The organism is Haloarcula nitratireducens, from assembly GCF_019599505.1.
This window is the reverse complement of sequence record NZ_RKLT01000001.1, coordinates 754,919-772,557: the sequence shown is the minus strand read 5'-3', so window position 1 is coordinate 772,557 and position 17,639 is coordinate 754,919. Positions and strand designations below refer to the sequence as shown.

Annotated in this window: 16 protein-coding genes; 5 read left to right on the top strand and 11 right to left on the bottom strand. The window is 67.3% G+C overall.

Translation table 11 applies throughout. The features are described 5' to 3' along the window. The first annotated feature begins 36 nt into the window (after positions 1-36). Positions 37-2,778: a PKD domain-containing protein gene (locus tag EGH23_RS03995; RefSeq protein ID WP_220578721.1), complete on the top strand. Its 2,742-nt coding sequence runs from the start codon at positions 37-39 to the stop codon at positions 2,776-2,778. A 602-nt stretch (positions 2,779-3,380) separates the two neighbouring features. Here the strand turns inward: EGH23_RS03995 and EGH23_RS03990 are convergent. After that, positions 3,381-4,436, bottom strand: coding sequence for a DUF1616 domain-containing protein (locus EGH23_RS03990; protein WP_220578720.1), 1,056 nt, complete (start codon positions 4,434-4,436; stop codon positions 3,381-3,383). A 266-nt stretch (positions 4,437-4,702) separates the two neighbouring features. Here EGH23_RS03990 and EGH23_RS03985 point away from each other — a divergent pair, with 266 nt between their 5' ends. Then, positions 4,703-5,704: a GNAT family N-acetyltransferase gene (locus tag EGH23_RS03985; protein WP_220578719.1), complete on the top strand. Its 1,002-nt coding sequence runs from the start codon at positions 4,703-4,705 to the stop codon at positions 5,702-5,704. 10 nt (positions 5,705-5,714) lie between these two features. On the opposite strand, the gene EGH23_RS03980 is transcribed toward EGH23_RS03985, so the two are convergent. Continuing rightward, positions 5,715-6,074, bottom strand: a complete 360-nt coding sequence (locus EGH23_RS03980; protein ID WP_220578718.1) for a DUF7344 domain-containing protein — start codon at positions 6,072-6,074, stop codon at positions 5,715-5,717. A 539-nt stretch (positions 6,075-6,613) separates the two neighbouring features. On the opposite strand from EGH23_RS03980, the gene EGH23_RS03975 reads away from it, so the two are divergent. Next, positions 6,614-7,144 (top strand): HTH domain-containing protein, encoded by a 531-nt coding sequence (locus tag EGH23_RS03975; RefSeq protein ID WP_220578717.1) that lies wholly within the window; start codon positions 6,614-6,616, stop codon positions 7,142-7,144. Here EGH23_RS03975 and EGH23_RS03970 read toward each other — a convergent pair. After that, a complete protein-coding gene (locus tag EGH23_RS03970) occupies positions 7,141-7,497 on the bottom strand; it encodes a DUF5658 family protein (RefSeq protein ID WP_220578716.1) in 357 nt (118 codons plus the stop codon). The genes EGH23_RS03975 and EGH23_RS03970 overlap by 4 nt on opposite strands. Before the next feature lie 245 nt (positions 7,498-7,742). On the opposite strand from EGH23_RS03970, the gene EGH23_RS03965 reads away from it, so the two are divergent. After that, positions 7,743-9,827 (top strand): pre-peptidase C-terminal domain-containing protein, encoded by a 2,085-nt coding sequence (locus tag EGH23_RS03965; protein WP_220578715.1) that lies wholly within the window; start codon positions 7,743-7,745, stop codon positions 9,825-9,827. 48 nt (positions 9,828-9,875) lie between these two features. Here EGH23_RS03965 and EGH23_RS03960 read toward each other — a convergent pair whose 3' ends face one another. The 3 genes from EGH23_RS03960 to EGH23_RS03950 form a co-directional block, all read right to left on the bottom strand. After that, entirely contained in the window at positions 9,876-10,229 is a 354-nt protein-coding gene (locus tag EGH23_RS03960; protein WP_220578714.1) for a HalOD1 output domain-containing protein, read from the bottom strand. A 76-nt stretch (positions 10,230-10,305) separates the two neighbouring features. After that, positions 10,306-10,875: a metal-dependent hydrolase gene (locus EGH23_RS03955; RefSeq protein WP_220578713.1), complete on the bottom strand. Its 570-nt coding sequence runs from the start codon at positions 10,873-10,875 to the stop codon at positions 10,306-10,308. A gap of 351 nt (positions 10,876-11,226) precedes the next feature. Continuing rightward, on the bottom strand, positions 11,227-11,751 hold the full coding sequence (locus tag EGH23_RS03950) for a DUF7344 domain-containing protein (protein WP_162316255.1): 525 nt from the start codon (positions 11,749-11,751) through the stop codon (positions 11,227-11,229). Positions 11,752-12,069: 318 nt separating this feature from the next. On the opposite strand from EGH23_RS03950, the gene EGH23_RS03945 reads away from it, so the two are divergent. Continuing rightward, a complete protein-coding gene (locus tag EGH23_RS03945) occupies positions 12,070-12,678 on the top strand; it encodes a DUF7344 domain-containing protein (protein ID WP_220578712.1) in 609 nt (202 codons plus the stop codon). 39 nt (positions 12,679-12,717) lie between these two features. On the opposite strand, the gene EGH23_RS03940 is transcribed toward EGH23_RS03945, so the two are convergent. The 5 genes from EGH23_RS03940 to EGH23_RS03920 all read right to left on the bottom strand — a co-directional run bounded on the left by EGH23_RS03940 (position 12,718) and on the right by EGH23_RS03920 (position 17,618). Then, a complete protein-coding gene (locus tag EGH23_RS03940) occupies positions 12,718-13,614 on the bottom strand; it encodes a phosphoribosyltransferase HisG-related protein (RefSeq protein ID WP_220578711.1) in 897 nt (298 codons plus the stop codon). A 62-nt stretch (positions 13,615-13,676) separates the two neighbouring features. Continuing rightward, positions 13,677-14,810 carry a hypothetical protein gene (locus EGH23_RS03935; protein WP_220578710.1) on the bottom strand — a complete coding sequence of 378 codons (1,134 nt, stop codon included), beginning with the start codon at positions 14,808-14,810 and terminating at the stop codon, positions 13,677-13,679. Between the two features lie 71 nt (positions 14,811-14,881). After that, complete coding sequence (locus tag EGH23_RS03930; protein WP_220578709.1) at positions 14,882-15,712, bottom strand: MBL fold metallo-hydrolase; 831 nt, start codon at positions 15,710-15,712, stop codon at positions 14,882-14,884. A gap of 32 nt (positions 15,713-15,744) precedes the next feature. Then, on the bottom strand, positions 15,745-17,097 hold the full coding sequence (locus EGH23_RS03925) for an MFS transporter (RefSeq protein WP_220578708.1): 1,353 nt from the start codon (positions 17,095-17,097) through the stop codon (positions 15,745-15,747). Between the two features lie 122 nt (positions 17,098-17,219). Beyond that, the gene (locus EGH23_RS03920; RefSeq protein WP_220578707.1) at positions 17,220-17,618 is read right to left on the bottom strand and encodes a YlbF/YmcA family competence regulator; all 399 of its coding nucleotides are present in this window, start codon (positions 17,616-17,618) and stop codon (positions 17,220-17,222) included. Positions 17,619-17,639 lie beyond the last annotated feature (21 nt).

Genomic DNA, 17,639 nt, shown 5'->3' with positions numbered 1-17,639 from the left:
AGCATACTGAGGCGGGCATCAGCCCGTAGGACCACAATGGAACGGGACACACTAGCCATCACGAGCATCGCGTGGATACTGCTGGTCGTCGGGGCCAGTATCACACCGTTTACGCCGGTCGGGACGGCCGCCGGGAACGTCGAGAACGTCGAAGAGCGGCCCGACGCGTACGCGGTCGTCCAGGGGAGCCAGTGCATCCCGCTGGCGACGGTCGGCGACGCCTCCCAGAACGTCTCGACGTACTACGACTACCGGGGCGGGAACGACTCCGATTACAGTTCCCACGGGACCGACGACCTGCAGGTCTCGGGGGTGAGTCAGCTCTACGTCTACCGCGGCGAGAGCGGTGATAGCCTCGTCTTCCTCCACGATAGCCGGAACGACGACACCGGCGGCGGGGCGGTCTCGATGGACATCACCGGCATCCCGACCCAGGCGGGCTGGGCCGTCGAGGACGACAACTACGACGGACAGGACGATAGCTTCGAGCACACCGACACGACCAGCGAGATCGACTGGCAGTGGCAGCCCGCACGGAACGACGGGGGCGCGCTGCGCGGAATCGCTCACCTCTCCGGGAGCGACGGCATCGAGATATCGGCGAGCTTCGGCACGAACAGCGACTCGCCGGACTCCGACTGGGCCGAGGACCCGGTCGCCTGGCGAGCGCGAAGTCCGAGCGGCCTCGTCGAACTCGACAAGTCCCAATCGGTCTCCGTGGTCGCGGGCAGCTGCCCGACCGCGGACCTGACCGCGACGCCGGCCGACCCCGCCGTCGGCGCGAACGTGACCTTCGACGCCAGCGGTTCGACGCCGGCGGCCGACATCGTCAGCTACCGCTGGGACGTCGGTGACGACGGGAGCTTCGAGGCGCAGACGGCCCGGCCGACCTTCGAGCGAGCGTTCGACACGGCCGGCGAGAAGACGGTCGCCGTCGTGGTCGAGGACGCGAACGGCAGACAGAGCGAGGCCAACGCGACGGTGACGGTCGGATCGAGCCAGCAGGTCGACGCCGTGATCGAAGCGCCCGGGTCAGCTCTCGTCGGTGACGCGGTGCAGTTCGACGGCCGGAACTCGACGGCCGGCCAGTCGGCCACCTACCAGTGGGCGTTCGGGGACGGCGCGACGGCCACCGGGCCAGTGCCGACCCACACGTACGGGAGCGCCGGCACGTACGACGCGACACTCACGGTGACCGACGGTGGTCAGAGCGACACGGCCAACGCGACGCTCGTCGTCGAAGCGAACGCGAGCGACGACCCGACCGCGGCGCTCTCCGGGCCGGCGACGGCGACGGTCGGCCAGTCAGTCACGTTCGACGCCTCGAACTCCACGGCCCCGCGCGGCGGTGCGACCTACCAGTGGGACGTGAACGCGGACGGCACCGTCGAGACCGAGACGAGCCAGCCGACGCTGACGACGGCGTTCGACGCGCCCGGTGACCGGACTGTCGGGGTCACCGTGGTCGACCGGACGAACCGGTCGGCGACGGCGAGTACGACAGTCACCGTCGAGCGCCAGTCACAGGGCGGCGGTGGCGGTAACGGCGACGACGGCGGTGACGACGACAGCAGTAGCGGCGGCAGCACGGGCGGTGGCGGCGCTGCCCCGCCGCCGTCCGACGACGGACCCCCCGCGACTGCGACGCGAACCGACGAGGGCGTCCGCGTCGAGGTCAGCGATCCGGGGACCGGTACCGTCGGCGTGGCGCTGGACGACGGGACGCTGGGCTCCGGTCCGGCAGCGGTCCAGCGGCTCGCGCTCGCCGACGCCCGAGCGGGGACGACCCTCACCGTGACCGACGCGTGGAACGGGAGCGGGGGACCGCCGACCGGGAGCGACGAGACCCTGTTGGCGCTCGACCCGACGGTCGAGGGCGGGTCGGCACCCTCGTCGGTCACCTACCAGATAGCGCTCGACCGGGAGGCGATTCGCAACCGCGGCGGCTCCGTCGAGTCGCTCGCGGTGGCGACGTGGACCGGGTCAGACTGGCAGGCGGCCGAGACGACCGTCGTCAACAACGGTTCGACTGTCGTGGTGAACGCCACCGCCGGCCCGGAGACGCCGCTCGCGGTCGGTCTCGCGCGACCGAACATGGTCGGCGGTGAGCTGACGGTCGAGGGGAACGCCGTCGCCGAACAGCCGGTGAACGTCACGGCGACGCTCACGAACGCGGGACAGCTCGACGGGACGAAGACGATAACCGCGGTACTGGGCGGTCGCGTCGTCGGGTCCGAGCGAGTGACTCTCGGCCCGGGCGAGACGAGACGAGTCACGATGTCGGTGGTGCCCGCCGCGCCGGGCCGCCAGCGGCTCACCATCGCCGGACAGAGCCGAATGGTCGACGTCGCGCCCTCCGAGGCGAACATCAGCCAGCCGACCGTCACCGTCGAACGCGACGCCGTCAACCCCGGCGAGCCCGTGCGCGTGACCGCGACGTTCACCAACGACGGGACCGAGTCGGGCACCGTCACCGCGTCGTTCGTCGCCTTCGGCGACGTCGTCGGGACGGAGCGCCTCACCGTCGCCGCGGGGGCCTCCGAGACGGTCACGTTCGAACAGCGCATCGAGCAGCCCGGGCAGTACACGGTCGGCGTGAACGGCCAGAACGCCAGCGTCACCGTCGACGGCGACGCGACGCAGCGCCGGAGCGAGACGCCCGCGGACGGGAACGGCGAGCCCGACGGCGGGATGTCCCCGCTGTTCCTCGGTCTCGTCGCCGTCGGGAGCGTCGGCGTGCTGGCCGGCGGCATCGTCGTCCTCAGCCGACAGCTCTGAGACGGACGAGGCGCTTTTTTCCCGCCGCGGGGCTTTCGCTACCATTCGGTACGCGGTCAGACGACGCACAGTCGAAGCGCGACTACCGAGCGGTCGATCACGATAGACGGCCGGGGGATCGGCGCTCGGTACCGCGCTCGACGCCGCCGATGCGTGCGCGCGGCCGACGACACCGACCCGTATCGGCGTCTTCTCACGACGCTTATAGAGACTCGAGGTCCAGTAGGATCCGGACGCCGGCTGGTGAGTTCCCGCACTTCGTCGCACGGCAAACCACGCTGTGACCGAGCGACGAGCTCGAGCCGACTGGACGACGGGCCAGTGCCGGCCAGTGCCGACTGAGCGACGAACCGGTTCGGCTGTACGGCGAGCCGACGGCCACCCGCGCGGTTCATTCACCGACGCCGCGTAGCCGGCGAGTCGGCACGGAGCGACACGCCACTTTCACGGGGAGGCGACGACGATGACAGCGGCGCTGTACCGACACGACTGCTGTGAAAATTGTCTCGATTACCGGACGGGAGAGCGTGTCGTCGTCGGCTCGGAACAGTATCGACGAGAGGGCGGCGCGGAAAAGACGGGACTGCGATCGAACCGCGGCGTTACTGCGACGGCGTCGGCGTCTGCGTCGCGTTCGCCGACTGCGCCGGCTGTGACTGGTCGGTCGGCGTCACGTCGAGTCGGAGGTAGAGGACCCGCTCGGCCGTGTTCTCGTTCACGTCGTCCGGCATCGGCCCGCGGACGACGTAGTAGACCAGCCGGAGGTCCTGTCCGGCCATCGACGGGCTGACGGTGTGGTCGTAGGTCCACGTCTCGTTGACGCCCACGCGCCGGCTCTGGGTCAGCAGGTCGTTGCTCGCCAGCACGGTACCGCCGTCCACGCGCTGGATCTTCGACACGACGGTGTAGTTCGCCGCCGTCTGGTGGTGGTTCGTGACCTCCACGACGAGCTGCTGCGGCTGGCCCTGCGTGACGTTAGTGGGATAACCGCCCAGTCCGCCGTCGCCGGATTTCGTCAGCAGCGAGGCGCTGGTGTAGGACATCGACTGCTGCGGCCCGGCGAGGGCGACGGTGGCCGACCCGAGGGCGGCCACGACCGCGAGGCACAGACAGACCGTCAGCACGTTCGTCACCGCGTCCCCGGCGAAGACGCCCTGGTTCCGGGGCTGCCGTGCGACGGTCAGCGGATCGAACCGCTCTCGGGACGGCAAGAGCAGTCGCCGCGCGCCGCCGACGACGACGCCGGCTCCGACGATTGCCCACACCGCCGCCAGGACGGACTCGGTCGTCAGCAGAACGCCCGCCGCGCCGAGGGCGACCGCGAAGAGCGGAATCAGCGTGACGCTGACGCCGAAGGCGAGCGCCAGTCGCTCCTGTGGGAGCAGGCCGTCGTGCGCCGAGGACAGCGAGAGCCCGGTCGACTGGTCGCCCGCGTCCCTGTTCCGCGCCCGACCGGGAAAGAGCGCCGCGACGACGGCGTAACCGGGGGCGAAGAAGACGAGTATCGACCCGACGACGAACAGGCCGACGTCGCCGCCGACGTCGCCGGCGACCGCCGCCGTCGCGAACGCGACGTACGCGACGAGGACGACGAGGTCCACCGGGACGACGTCAAGAGTCGATTCCACGAGACGACGGGCGGTTTCGGTGACACTCACACGTCGGTCCCCCACTGGTCGGCCGAGTGCGAGGCGTCGGCCGGGTCGCTGACCACAGACATTGTTCGATTACGGCCTTTCCCCGAACGTCGCTTTGTTATACCGAGCATACCACCGCCCTCAGTCGGCTTGGGACCGATAGACTACCGCACACGTCGCCGCCGTAGGCTGGGTATAACTTACCCCCCGGGGCGGCCACTTTCTGGCCGACAGATGTGGGCGTGTAACTGCCAATGGCAAGGGCCGACACACCGCGGGAGGGACCGATGAGTCTGGAGATCGCGAAACTATCGACGAACGAGAGAGCGGTATGGAACGACGCGCTCGACCGGACCGACGAACGGACGCCGTTTCACCGGTTCGAGGCGCTCGAAGTGTTCGCCGCGCACTCGGGGGCGGAGTTTCACCCGCTGGTCGGCTACAAGGGACAGGAGGAGGTCGGCCTGTTCCCGCTGTTCACCCTGGAGAAAGGGCCGATAACGACGGCGTTCTCCCCGCCGCCGAACCTGAAGGTGAGCTATCTGGGGCCGGTCTTGCTGACCCAGCCGGGGATGAAAGCCAACACCGTCGAGCGCAGGCGACAGCGGTTCATCTCCGCCTGTATCGACTGGCTCGACGAGACGCACGCGCCCCGGTACGTCCACGTTCGGACGGCCATCACGACGCCGGACACCCGCCCGTTCGACTGGGAGCTGTTCGAGGAGACGCCGCGTTTCACGTACGTCGTCGACCTCGACACCGGACCGGAGACGCTGTTCGACCGGTTCAGCCGCGACGCGCGCTCGAACGTGCGCGAAGCCGAGGCGGCCTGTTCCGTCTCGCTGTCCGGACGAGACGCCGCTCGGCGGATCATCGAGCAGGTCAAACAGCGCCACGACGAGCAGGACATCGGCTTCCCGGTGACGCCCGAACTGGTCGACGACCTCTACGACGTGCTCCCGGATGGGCACCTCAGACCGTACGTCTGTACCATCGACGGCGAGTTCGCGGGGGGGAGCCTCGTCCTCGACGACGGCGAGCGCGCCTACGGCTGGCAGGGGACCGTCAAACAGGACATCGAGTACGACATCAACGACCTGCTGCACTGGGAGATCATCCGGGACGCCGCCGGCCGCGGCGTCAGAAGCTACGACCTCGTCGGCGCGAACAACCCGCGCCTCTCGCGGTACAAATCGAAGTTCGCGCCGACGCTGACGCGGTATCACTCCCTCGAACGGAGCGCTACGGGATTCGGGATGATGGCACAGCTGTACCGACGGCTCCAGTGAGAACCCCGGGTCAGGATTCGTCGATAGCGGCGAGCCACGTCTCGATCCGCTCGTCGCCGCGGTACCGGACGCTGTTCGTCTCGCGGTCGTAATCGACGACGCCTGCGGCGTCGAGCTTCGGGAGGTGTGCGTGATGGAGCGAGACGGCGATCCGATGGCTCGGCGTCGCACCGAGACCGGACGCTCGCTCGGTCTGTGCGATGGCCGTCGCGAGCGACCCCAGCGTAACGGCCCCGTCGGCGTCGACGAGCAGCCCCAACAGGGTCCGCCGTCGCCTGGAGGCGAGCAGTTCGATGGCGTCGGCATCGGGGAGCAACCCCGTCTCGCTGTCCCCGTCACGGAGCGGCGATTCGTCGTCCTCAGGCGACATGGATAGTCCGAAGTCGCGGGCCGATCGGTTCGCTTTCGACGACCGCCTTACTCATCGCGGGACGATGAACGGAGGGTTCTGTACCAGACGCCGAAGGCGAGCGCTGCGATGCTGACCAGCAGGATTCGTTTCGATGCGAACATCACGTCGGATACACACACGACGGGGCAGTAGTTATACGTCGTCTTCCCGCGTTTCCGGGTTCGACATTCGAGCGAAACGGTTCGCCTCGTCCGGCGGACGAACGACTGCCTACCGACGCTAACCAGGGAATAACAATACAACTAGCCCCTGCAGTCAGAACGCGGGGAGAGCGACACTGCACGTACTGGCCAACCGGTCCATCCCTTGCCAACTCACCCACCCCACCCCCCACTCAGGCCACGCGACGGCGGCCGTCGTCGTCCGAACTGCGCTGTCCGCTCTCCCCCAATGCGACTCGTCCGGGAGTTTCGGGGAGAACGTTCGTAAGAGTTTCTTAGCCCCGAAAAGGCTGTGTGTATTTAATACCGTGCTCGGGACATCCCAATCCGAGACAAATGAGTTCAGGTGAGACCCACGAACACCTCGATGGGCTGTTGCCCTCCAACGAAACAGATCTTCGTGTCGAGGTGTTCGTCCACTCTCTCGCGCCCGTGGGGTGCAAAGAGAAGCAAGATACCCTGGTCGAACGACTCAGGGCACTCGTCGCGGACGGCGAGCTCGTAGACATCGATCTGCATGTCTGGGGCGACAGCGTCGCGACCGGCGGCCCGCTCGCGGAGGTCGGGGCCGGCGAGCGAATCGCGGCCGCGATCAGCGAGTTCTACGAGCTGGCCGCGAAGACGGACGTCTCCATCTCGCCGTTCTTCCGTATCTCGAAGGTGACGTCCAGCGTCACGGACGAGTCGTTCCGACGTATCGTCCCGCCGCACTGCTGTATCGCGCTGTACGCCGAGGACGAACTGGTCGGCGTCTTCCCCAGTCTGATAGACGGCGTCGCCTGCACGCCCGACGACGCGATCGCGTACCTCGAAGCGCGCACGCCCAGCGAGCTACCCTCACAGATACTCGCCGACGAACGCACCTAACCGCAGAGGTGAGCGTAGCGGGCCAGCAACAACCCATTGTGGCCCACGGCGTACAGTTGCGGCAGCGAGAACGCGAGCAGCGCCGCGTACCGATAGGTCGTATCGAGGCGGCGACAGACCGCGAACAACACGCCCAGCGCAGCGGCCTTCAGGGCCAGTAACCCGACGCCGCCCGCGACGTCGAGGATCGCTCTCGCGACCGGGTTCGCCTCGCTGAAACACAGCGATAGCCCAACGAGCGTCAGGACGACGTCGGCGCTCGATGCACCCAACACGACACCCCAGAGAACGTGGTCGTATCGCAGCCGGGAGTCCCGAACGAATCCGACGTTCGCGGCGAGATCGGAGGTCACCAGTGGGTAGTGATCGGGACGCGCAATGGTAACAGACCGTATAACGGGCCGCTGCAACGATCGAAGGAAGCGATTACCGCGATAAATCCGGACCTAGGTGGCCCGACCGCCGCGGAACCCGTTATCCGGGTCGTACGTCCCAGCGAGGCCCCGTACAGAGTGGGTAACTATACCATAGTCTCCTGTTCTCTCGCTGTGATGTCCAATACAGACAGCAGTTCGGAATCCCGAGATGGGGGTGACCGATGACCGCACGCCTCGCGACCGTCGGCGTGGTCCTCTTGGTGGCGCTCACCGCGCCGATCGCCGGCGTGGGTGCCGTCGCCGCCGCACCGGGGGACGACACGCGCGAGATAGCCTACGGCGAGACGGTGAGGGGCGCGGTCGATAGCGTCGACGCGATACGAGACAACCCGACCGAGAACGGCCACGTCGGTGAGTGGTACTACGAACCGGTCTCGTTCGAAGGGAACGCCGGCGACGTGGTCAACGTCAGCCTCTACGGCCCGACGGACACCTCGATGGTGCTCGTCGGTCCCGACGGCCAGCGCCTCTCGCACAACGAGGACGGCGGGTCGGGCAACAACTCCGAGATCGTGACGCGGCTGCCCGCGGACGGGACCTACACCATCCAGGTGACGAGTCACTTCCCGGAAGACAGCTACGAGTACCTGCTCTCGCTGCACCGACTGGACGCCGAGGAGCGGACGTCCATCGAGCTGGGCGAGACGGTCGTCGGCACCGTCGATGAGACGAACCCGGAGAGCGAGCAGTTCCACGGTCGATACGCCGAACTCTCGCTTTCGGCACCCGCCGGGCAGGAGATCGAGCTGACCCACTCCTCGGCGGCCGACTCCGGGCTGTTCCTGATCGGTCCGAACAACCAAGTGGTGGCCCAGAAGGTCGCTCCGTACGCTGGACAGGACGTCACGCTCCGGTACGTCGTCGAACAGGATCGACCCTACACGGTCATCGTCGCCAGCGACGACTACGAGGGCGAGTTCTCCTACCAGGTGAGCGCGAGCGCGGTCACGGAGAACGAGAGCGCGAACGACAGCGCGGCGGGGAACGACACCGCTGCGAACGAGACGGACGAGACTTCCGGGGGCGACGGCCACAGCGGCCACGCCCCGGACGCTCCCGCCTCGCCGTCGCTCCGCGTGCTCGACGGCGGACTCAACCAGTCCGCGACGACGCTCGGGACGTCCGTGACGCATACGGTGACCGTCGCCAACTTCGGTGACGCCGCCGGGACGTTCGACGAACCGGTCCTCGTCGACGGCACCGAGACCGTCCGATACGAAGCGACGCTCGCGCCCTACGAGATGCGGACGCTCAGCGTCAGCATGACGCCGAACCGGACCGGCCAGTACGCCGTCGCGCTCGGTGACGGAGACGCGCAGTCCCTGACCGTCGTGCCGCCGGCGAACGCCGACGGCAACACGGTGCAGATCGGCAACGACACCTACGTCGGCGTCGCCCAGAACGCGACGGCCGGGCAGACGGTCCCCTTCGAGTTCGAGATGGGGACGGCGGACGCGACCCTCCAGACAGTGTCGGTCGACGCCGGCGGGTCGGGAACCCTGTGGCTCGAGGCGAAGCGAACGGCGAACCTCTCTGCCGGTGGCCCGCCCGCCGACGGTCTCGCCGTTCAGCACGGCTTCGCGCTCAGCCCGTCGCTGCAGGCCAACGGGACCACGGTCGATCAGTCCATCCAGCGCGGCACGGTCACCGTCGACGTCTCCCGGGCCGCGCTCGGCGAGACCGCCGAGGCCAACGTCGTCCTCTACCGGTACGACGAGGGCGCGGGAACGTGGACCGCGCTGCCGACGACCCGCGTCGCGTCCACCGCGGAGAACGTGACCTACCGGGCGGAGACCGACCGGTTCTCCACGCTCGCGCTCGGGACCGTCACGCCCGTTCAGGCGGGCGGCTCGCTCTCGACGAACGCCGTCTCGGCCGGTGAGACGGTCACCGTGACCGCGACCGTCCGGAACGACGGATCCGCGCCCGTCGAGACGACCGTCCCCGTCACCGTCGACGGCGACACCGTCACCGAGCGAACGCTGACCGTCCAGCCGGGCGGCGAGCAGACGTTCACCGCGACGCTCTCGCCGGCCGCCGGGACGCACGCCGTCGGCGTCGGTGGCACGCAGGTCGGCACGCTCGACGTCGCGGCGTCGGGAACGGCCGACGGCGAGAACGCGATGACGACCGACGCGACTCCGACCTCGACGACCGGCGGCGACGGCCCCGGATTCACCGCCGTGGTCGCGCTGCTCTCGGTCGTGGCGGCGCTGCTGTTGGGCTACGGGCGCAGAGAAGCGTAAAGCCGACTCCCGAACGGCCCACCAAGCCGTTCGAGACGACAGGTATCGTTACTCCGGCGGCGAAATCTCTATTCTCCCGCCGCTGGAGACGACGATCTCGAACCCGTCGACCGCGGCCGTCACGCTCACCGAGTCGCCGCTGCCTAGGATTATCGCGTCGAGCGCGTCCGTGTCTATCTCGTCGTACAGCGGGCTGAGCGCCGTCGTCTCGCAGTGACGGACAGACGCCAGCGCCTCGGCGACCGCGATACTGGGTGACACGTCCGCAAACGAGACAGTCGTCGCGTACGAATCGGTCATCGGATCGTAGGTCGGTTCGGGCGCGTCCGCGTCAGCCAACTCACCGCCAGTTAGTTCCCATGCCTGTGCTTGTTCACGATGGCCGGAGTCGTTGCCGTTCATCGAGTTAACAGGTGGAGGATGGACAACGTAATAAAAGCTCCGTCAGACACGGCCGACGAGGGTAACTAGCGCGCCCCTACCGACTGTTCGCGCGCGGTCGAAGCAGGTCGAGACCGGGCCACCCGTCGGCCCGCCACAGGAGGAGCGTCGCCCCGAGCAACAGCGCTTCCAGCGCGAGAAACCGATGCCCCGCGGGCGTGCCGAGTATCTCGACGAACTCGACGAACAGCTCGCCGGCGCGGGCGAAGATCGCCGTCGGCTCCATGGGATGCGCCGGGATCACCGGCCAGAACAGGAAGCCGAGCCTGAGGTGTCCCCCGAGGACGAACGAGTAGACCGCGTCGGCCGGCGGGTGTGCGAGATACGCGAGCGCGAACCCGACGCCCACCGAGGAGCGGCCGTACCGACGCGCGACCGCGACGACCAGGAGCGATATCGGCACGGCGAACAGGAGCGAGTGTGCGAGCGACGTCCCCGAGGGCAACAGCGTCGTCCCCCAGCCGAGCGGTTTGTCGACGAGGTCGGGGAACTGCGAACCGACGGCGACGGCGACGACGTCGACGCCGCTCGGGCGTTCCCGTCCGCGGACGCGAACGTACAGCGAGTAGACGAGGTATCCGACGGCGAGGTGTTCCCACGGCCACATCCGCTATCCACCTCTCGGCGCGACTGCAGTTGACTGTCTCACGCCAGCCGCTGAGGAGCGTTCGGGTATTGTTATACTGATTATACTCCGGGGCGATACCGCTCCCGTCTGCCGGTTTTTCCGCCGCTCGACGGGAACGAACCCCGCCGCCCGACTCGCGAAGTATGAGCTACATTATCCGTCATATGAACTCAATTACTAACCCTGAAGGAGGGGTTGTCGCCGGTGATGCCTGAGCACATCACGGACCAGGAGTTGGAACGGATGGCCGAGTTCGCGAACACCCCGGTGTACCTGCGAAAGCCCGAACAGTTACTCCCCGAAGAGGAGGAGTGACCGCGCCGGAACCGTTCACTCGGTGAACTCGACCGGCGGCGGGCGCTCTCGCCAGCGGTAGACGACGTGGACCGCCGTCAACACGACGAACGCGCCCACCACGATCATCGCCACCGTCCCTTCCGCGACGCCGAGTCCGGCGACGGACGCGGCGATGAGGAGCGTACTCAGGACGGCCAACCCGAGATAGTACAGGTACCAGCGCGGTTCTTCGGACTGCTCGCCGAGATACGGGTCGATCTCGGACGCCTTCCGCGAGATCGACACTTCTCCCGAGTCCTCGTCGTACTCGACGAGTCCGGAGTCCGCGAGTTTGGGGAGATGTGTCTGATACAGCGACACGTACACGCGCTTGCGCTGCTGTGTCGAGAGCTCCTCGACCGTCGTGTCGTTCTCCCAGGCCGCGACGTGTTCCGCGAGGTCGGTCAGCTGGATCGGGTTCGGCTCGGTCCGCAGGAAGTACAGGACGTACCGACGGCGCGGGCTACTGAGGATGTCGAAGACACGGTCGCGTGAGAGTTCTGTATTATTTTGTTCCATCGCATCCGTCACTGCGGTTGGTGAGGAGGCTGTTCATCTGGCTGTCGTCCGAGACGACACGAACGTACCGATAATCGGACACCCATTTGTTACAGCGTCGTTACTCCCGAGACAGGCCGGATTACTGCCTTCGGCGGCAGCTAGGTCCGAACCTAATACCGGCGCCCGCGACGCGTCGGGGCGGTCCCGACAGCCGGTCGCTTCGCCATCGAACTGGTTAGAAACCCGGAAAGAGCTATATACTTCGATTGTCAGGTAAGAAGTGGAACCGTCGCTACCGCACCGTCGCCGGACCCCGCTCCCGAAATTCAACTAACCGTGACAGATAACGCGAATCCACAGGCGAGATCGAAGCCGAACGCGCCGGACGAAGCCGACGGGTCGACCGAATCAGCCGACAGTAGCGGCGACAGCGCTGCGGAACGCGTGGATTCGACCGCCGCGCCTCTCACCGACAGCGAACTGTTCGACATCTTGAAAAACGAGCGCAGACGCGCGACCCTCTCGCTGCTCTTCGCCTCGGACGAGGCGTCGGTCTCGGTCAGTTCCGTTTCCGAACACGTCGCGGCCCGGGAGAACGACACGACGGTCGATTCGCTCGGAGAGCAACAGCGAAAGCGCGTCTACGTCTCCCTGTATCAGTGTCACCTCCCGAAGATGGACGGGCTGGGAATCGTCGAGTTCGACCGCGAGACGGGCACCGTCGCGCTGGGCCCTAACTCGACGGTGCTCAGCGGCTACCTCGACGGCGAAGCGAACACCGGGCGAGCGTGGTATCGCTACTACGCTGCGGTGGCGGCCATGGGGGCGGTCGGCGTTCTCGTCAATCAAATCGCCGGGCAGATTCTCGCTGCCGAACTCCTCACCGGTGGCGTCCTCCTCGCCCTCGCCGCCTGTGCAACTGCCCACTGGTACCAGGAACGCTAACGCGGCCGGTAACCCGCTCGTACCGGTAAGCGGCAGCGCTCAGACCGACTGCAGCGCCGTCTCCTCGGGGGCGGTAAAGAGGTCGGCGACTCGCCGGGTTGTATCGTCGCCTTCGCTGGCGTTCTCCAGGAGGACGGTCTCGCTCGGGAAGAGGCGCTCGCCGAGTTCGAGGTCGTGGTCGCGCGCGGTCGATCCCGTCACCGTGAGGTAGACGCCGATGCCCGTCTCGGCGATGTCGGCCTCCTCCTCGTCGCCGTTGTCGGGGTAGGTGAACGTGATCCCGTCCAGGGCCGCCGTTCCCAGCACCGCCTCGACGAGCCGCTCGTAGCGCGGCGAGATACACAACTCGCCCTCGTACTCGGTGACGAACTCCCGGTTCAACGCTCGGTCCTGGGCGTCGATCACGTCGGGTATCGCTAACAACGTGTGATAGACCGTATCGCCGAGCCCGGTGACGACCCGGACGTCCGTATCGAGCGGGTCGATGCGGTCGTTTATCTCGCCGATGCTCGCGAGCGGGTCGTCTCGCAACTGGACGACCTCCTCCAAGACGAGGTCGGCGCTGTCGAAGCCGAGCGCGAACTCGTGGGTCCGGAGGGCGCGGAACGGTTCCTCGCGGCCGATCAGCTGCACGTCGCCGTGGTCGGTCGGGACGGTGACGCTGTCGAAGACGACGCGGCGCGGCATCCCGTCGCGGTCGTCCCGGAGCAGCGTGTACTCCGGCCGGCGCGGGTCCGAGAGCGTCGAGTACTCGGCGAGGCGATGGTAGACGTCGTCGTCGGCGCGCTGGTTCCCCTTGGTGATGGCCTTCTCGTAGCGAAGCGTCGAGATGATGTCGTCGGCCAACTCGGCGGTCCCGGTCCGAGACGCGAGCCGTTCGAGGACGGCTTCGAGGGGCCTGCCCTTTCGCGGCACGGCCACCCTGGTCGTCGTCATTACGGGAATCCACAGGTGCGAGCGGTAAAACCAGTTCGATTCAGACGAGAACCGCGGCTCGGTCAGTTGCCGCCGCCGCCGATGACCGACGAGAGCTGTTCGCGCCACGCTTTGAGGTCCTCGATCTCGTCTTCGAGGGTCGTGAGACGTTCGTCCACTTCGCCGTCGCCGATCTCCTCGCGAAGCGAGTCGAGCTCCGATTCGAGGTCGTCGAGCTGGCCGTCCAACTCCGCTACGGTCCCCTCCACGTCGTCTACGTCGGACTCGATGGTCTCGACGTCGTCGTCGAGTCGGTCGACGTCCTCGCTCGCCGACTGCGCGGTCGACTTCGCGCTCTGAATCTCGGACTCGAAGCTCGCGAGTTCGGACTCGAATTGCTCCAGTCGATCACTAAAGTCCGAGATCATCTGGTCTCCGGTCCCGTTTTCCGAAAGGAACTCTTCGAGCGCGTCAGTATACGCGCGAAGGTCGGAGATATCCCCCTGAATCCTCTCTATCCGCGCCTCGTTGACGCCGTCCGCCGACTCGTCGTCCTCAGAGACGGCGTCGAGCGCTCGCTGGAGGAGCTTAACGTCCTCGGGCGAGACGTTCTGTCGTCTGATCTCGTCGGCCATCGCCGCGACGACGCCGTCTTCCACGTCGGGTGCCGTTGCCTCGTCCCCGTTCGCCGCTTCGTCGCTGCCGCCGGGGCCGTTCGGGTCCTTCAGGTCGAGCGTCTCGATGTCCTCGTCGTCTTCGTCTTCCAGTCCGGGGACGCTGTCGGCGTCGCCCGCGATGACGTCCCTGACCGCGTCGTCGCCGCTTCCCACCAGGTCGGCGTCGTCCTCGTCCATCGGCGGGTCGACGGACGCGATCTCCGGTTCCGTGAGGAACTTCTCGACGTCTTCGGTGCCGGTCGCGCGGATGCCGTAGACCGTCGTGTAGTCCGCGTCGGCTTCGACCTCCTTCTCGAAAGCGATGCGGTCCTCGTTGATGTCCCAGTACTCGGAGCCGTACTCCGGGTGGAAGCCGAGGTCCTCGACGGCCACGTCCTCCGGCACTTCGTCGACGAGGCGGAGCGTCACCGGTTCCGTTCGACGGGACTGTACGTTGAACGCGATCGCGGGCACGGGGAACTCGTCGGCCTCGAACCGCTTGGTGACGGCGACCCCATCCGAGGCGACGGTAACCTCTTCATATGTTTGCGAATCACTCATGTTTGTTAGTCCATACCCCGCAGTATTAAAGCTACTTCGCCTCCCGCAGTTACTGATTTCGACCGCTGCGGTCAGAGGTCCACGCGGTCCCCGATCTTCGCGATTTCCAGCGACTGGGGATATTCGAAGCTGTTGGCGTGGTTGTGCAGGACCGTCGGCTCGGTCGTCATCCCCTTCCACATGTCCCAGTGACTCGGCAGGAGCCGGTCGAGTCGGAGGTCGTTCGCCGCTTCGACGATCATGTTCTCGTCGTTGTACCACTGTGTGCGCGTCGGCTCGCCGGTGTCGCTGTCGTCGATCATACCGATGGTCCCGAACGCGAGGACGCCGAGGTCGATGTCGTACTCCTCGCCGACCGGCTCGAAGTCGCCAGGGCGGGCGTCGCCGCCGTGGAAGAACGTGCCCGACTCGTGTTCGAAGACGTAGGAGACGGGGTGTTCGGCGTCGGGATCGTTGGCCGGTTCGACGTGTACCGTCAGGTCGCCAATCTCGAGCGTGTCGCCCTCCTCGACCTCGTGGAGCTGGTCGTCGGTCACGGACCAGTCGTCCATCCACGCCTCTTCGCGGACGACGTCGTGGCCGCTGTCGGTCGTGTAGTAGTCCGCGTTCGTGCCCGCGAGGATCGGGGCCTGCGAGGGACCGTGGACGTGGTCGGTGTGCTCGTGGGTACCGAGTACCGCGTCGGCCTCCTGGACCTCCGTCGGGTCGAACGGCACCGGCACCATGCGAACGGTGCGCGGCGGGTCGCCGATGCCGAGGTACGGGTCGATGAACACCGTCGTGTCCCCGCTGGACTTGAGGATGAAGCCGTTACACCCGAGATACCAGATCGCCAGCCCGTCGGGGTCGGCGTCTTCGACGGCGCGCAAGAGCCAGTCGTCCCAGTCGGAATCAACCGTCATGTTCCTGCCTGCGACGGGGGCGGGCTAAGTCGTTACGGACTCCGGAACTCCTCGATTCGCTCGTCGCCGTACTCCACGTTCGCGACCGACGGCAGCGAGCGAAGCGACCCCGAGATGAGGAAGTACAGCGTCCCGACGAAGTTCGCGCCGCCGACGAACAGGACGATGGGGACCGGGCCGACGACGGCCGCCGCCGCCCCGCCGAGGAGCGACCCGAACGGCGTCGCGACCTGCCCGAGCGTCGACATCGCACTCGTCACCCGTCCCAACTTTTGCTCCGGAACGACCGTCTGGACGAGCGTATCGAAGAGGACGCTGTTGCCGCCCGAGTAGACGATCGCGAGCGCGAAGAACGCGACGATGACCGGCGTCCACGTCGCGAGGCCCGCGCCGATCCACGCGAGACCGGTCAGCGCCGTCCCGCCGAGCATGAAGTAGCCGTAGGGCACGCGGTCGAGCCGCGCCGAGAGCACCGACCCGACGAGCGCGCCCGCGGCCAGTGCCGAGAGCAAGACGCCGTACAGGCCGGCGCTCCCGCGGAGTTCGGCGAAGGCGGGGAGGATAGCGAGCATCATCCCCGTGGCGAAGCTGATGAAGATCTGTGGGAGCAAAACCGGAACGAACGCCGTCCCGCGGAGGTAGTCGACGCCGTCGCGGAAGTCGCCGACGTACCGCCGCGTCCGCTCGCGGAGCGACTCCGAATCGGCACCCGCTCGCTCGGTGTCTCCGCCGTCGGGAGCGGCCGTCACTTCGCCGCCGGGGTTCGCGTCGTCGGCGTCAGCGCCGTCCCCGTCGGGGTCGCCCCTGCGCTCGGGCAGGGCGAGACCGGCGAACAGCAGGATCGCGACGCCGAACGTCGCCGCGTCGACGAGGAACGCGCCGACGGCACCGATCGCGGCCAGCCCGACGAGGACGCCGCCCACCGCGTTGAACGCCATGTTGACGCCCTCGTGGGCGGTGTTGAACACCGCGTTGGCCGACGAGAGGTTCTCCCGGCCGACGGCGCGGGGGAGCGCGGCGGACTGCGCCGGGTAGGTCATGAGGTTCACGAGCGACGCCAGCGGGATGACGACGAGGACGAGTTCGACCGTCAGCGCGTCGAACCACGCCGCGGCCGGGATCGTCAACACGAGCAGGCCCTGCACGGCCTGCGTCACGACGAGCGCCCACCGCACTTCCACGTCGTCGACCAGCGGCCCGACCGCGAAGGAGAGCAGGCCGGGGACCATCACCAGGAAGGAGGCGACGCCGGTGTAGAACGTCGACTGGGTGAGGTCGTGGACCAGCCACAGCGCCGCGACGTAGTAGATGCTGTCGCCGGCGTTGGTCACCAGCCGGCCGACGAGCAGGCGGAGGAAGGTTCGATTGGAGAGCAGTTCGCGCACGATGCGTCTCTCGCACGACGATTTAAATATGTGTTGTGGTGGTTCCTCGCAGTTCTGAGCGAGGCGAACTCACCTCGGACCGGCGGTCGAGGGACCGACTTCCCAAAAGGAGACGCTCCGCGTCAGTCCTCGCAGCAGCCGCCGGCCTTCTGCCCGAAGTCGACGGTCAGCTGCTCGGAGACGAGTTCGTTGAGTTCCTGCAGGCGGAGTTCGAGGTCGTTCTGGACCTGGAGGTACTCGCTCATCACGGGGATGTCGTGAAGCTCTTCTTGGGCGTCCTGTAGTTTCCGGAGGTCCTCCTGGGAGGCGCGGCCGGTCTGGCGGGCGAGCTGGAACTCCTCGCGGAGTTGCTCGAACTCCTGGATGGCCTTCTGGGCCTCCTCGTGGTTCTCGACGGCCTCCTTGGCTTCGAGGTAGCGCTGGTACACCGGCAGTTCGGTGATGGCCTCGCCGAACTCCGCGGCGAGTTCCTCGACGCTGTCGTCGGTCGGGTCGGCGGCGGTGTCGCTCTCGATGCTCACGTCGCGGGATTAGGACTGGCG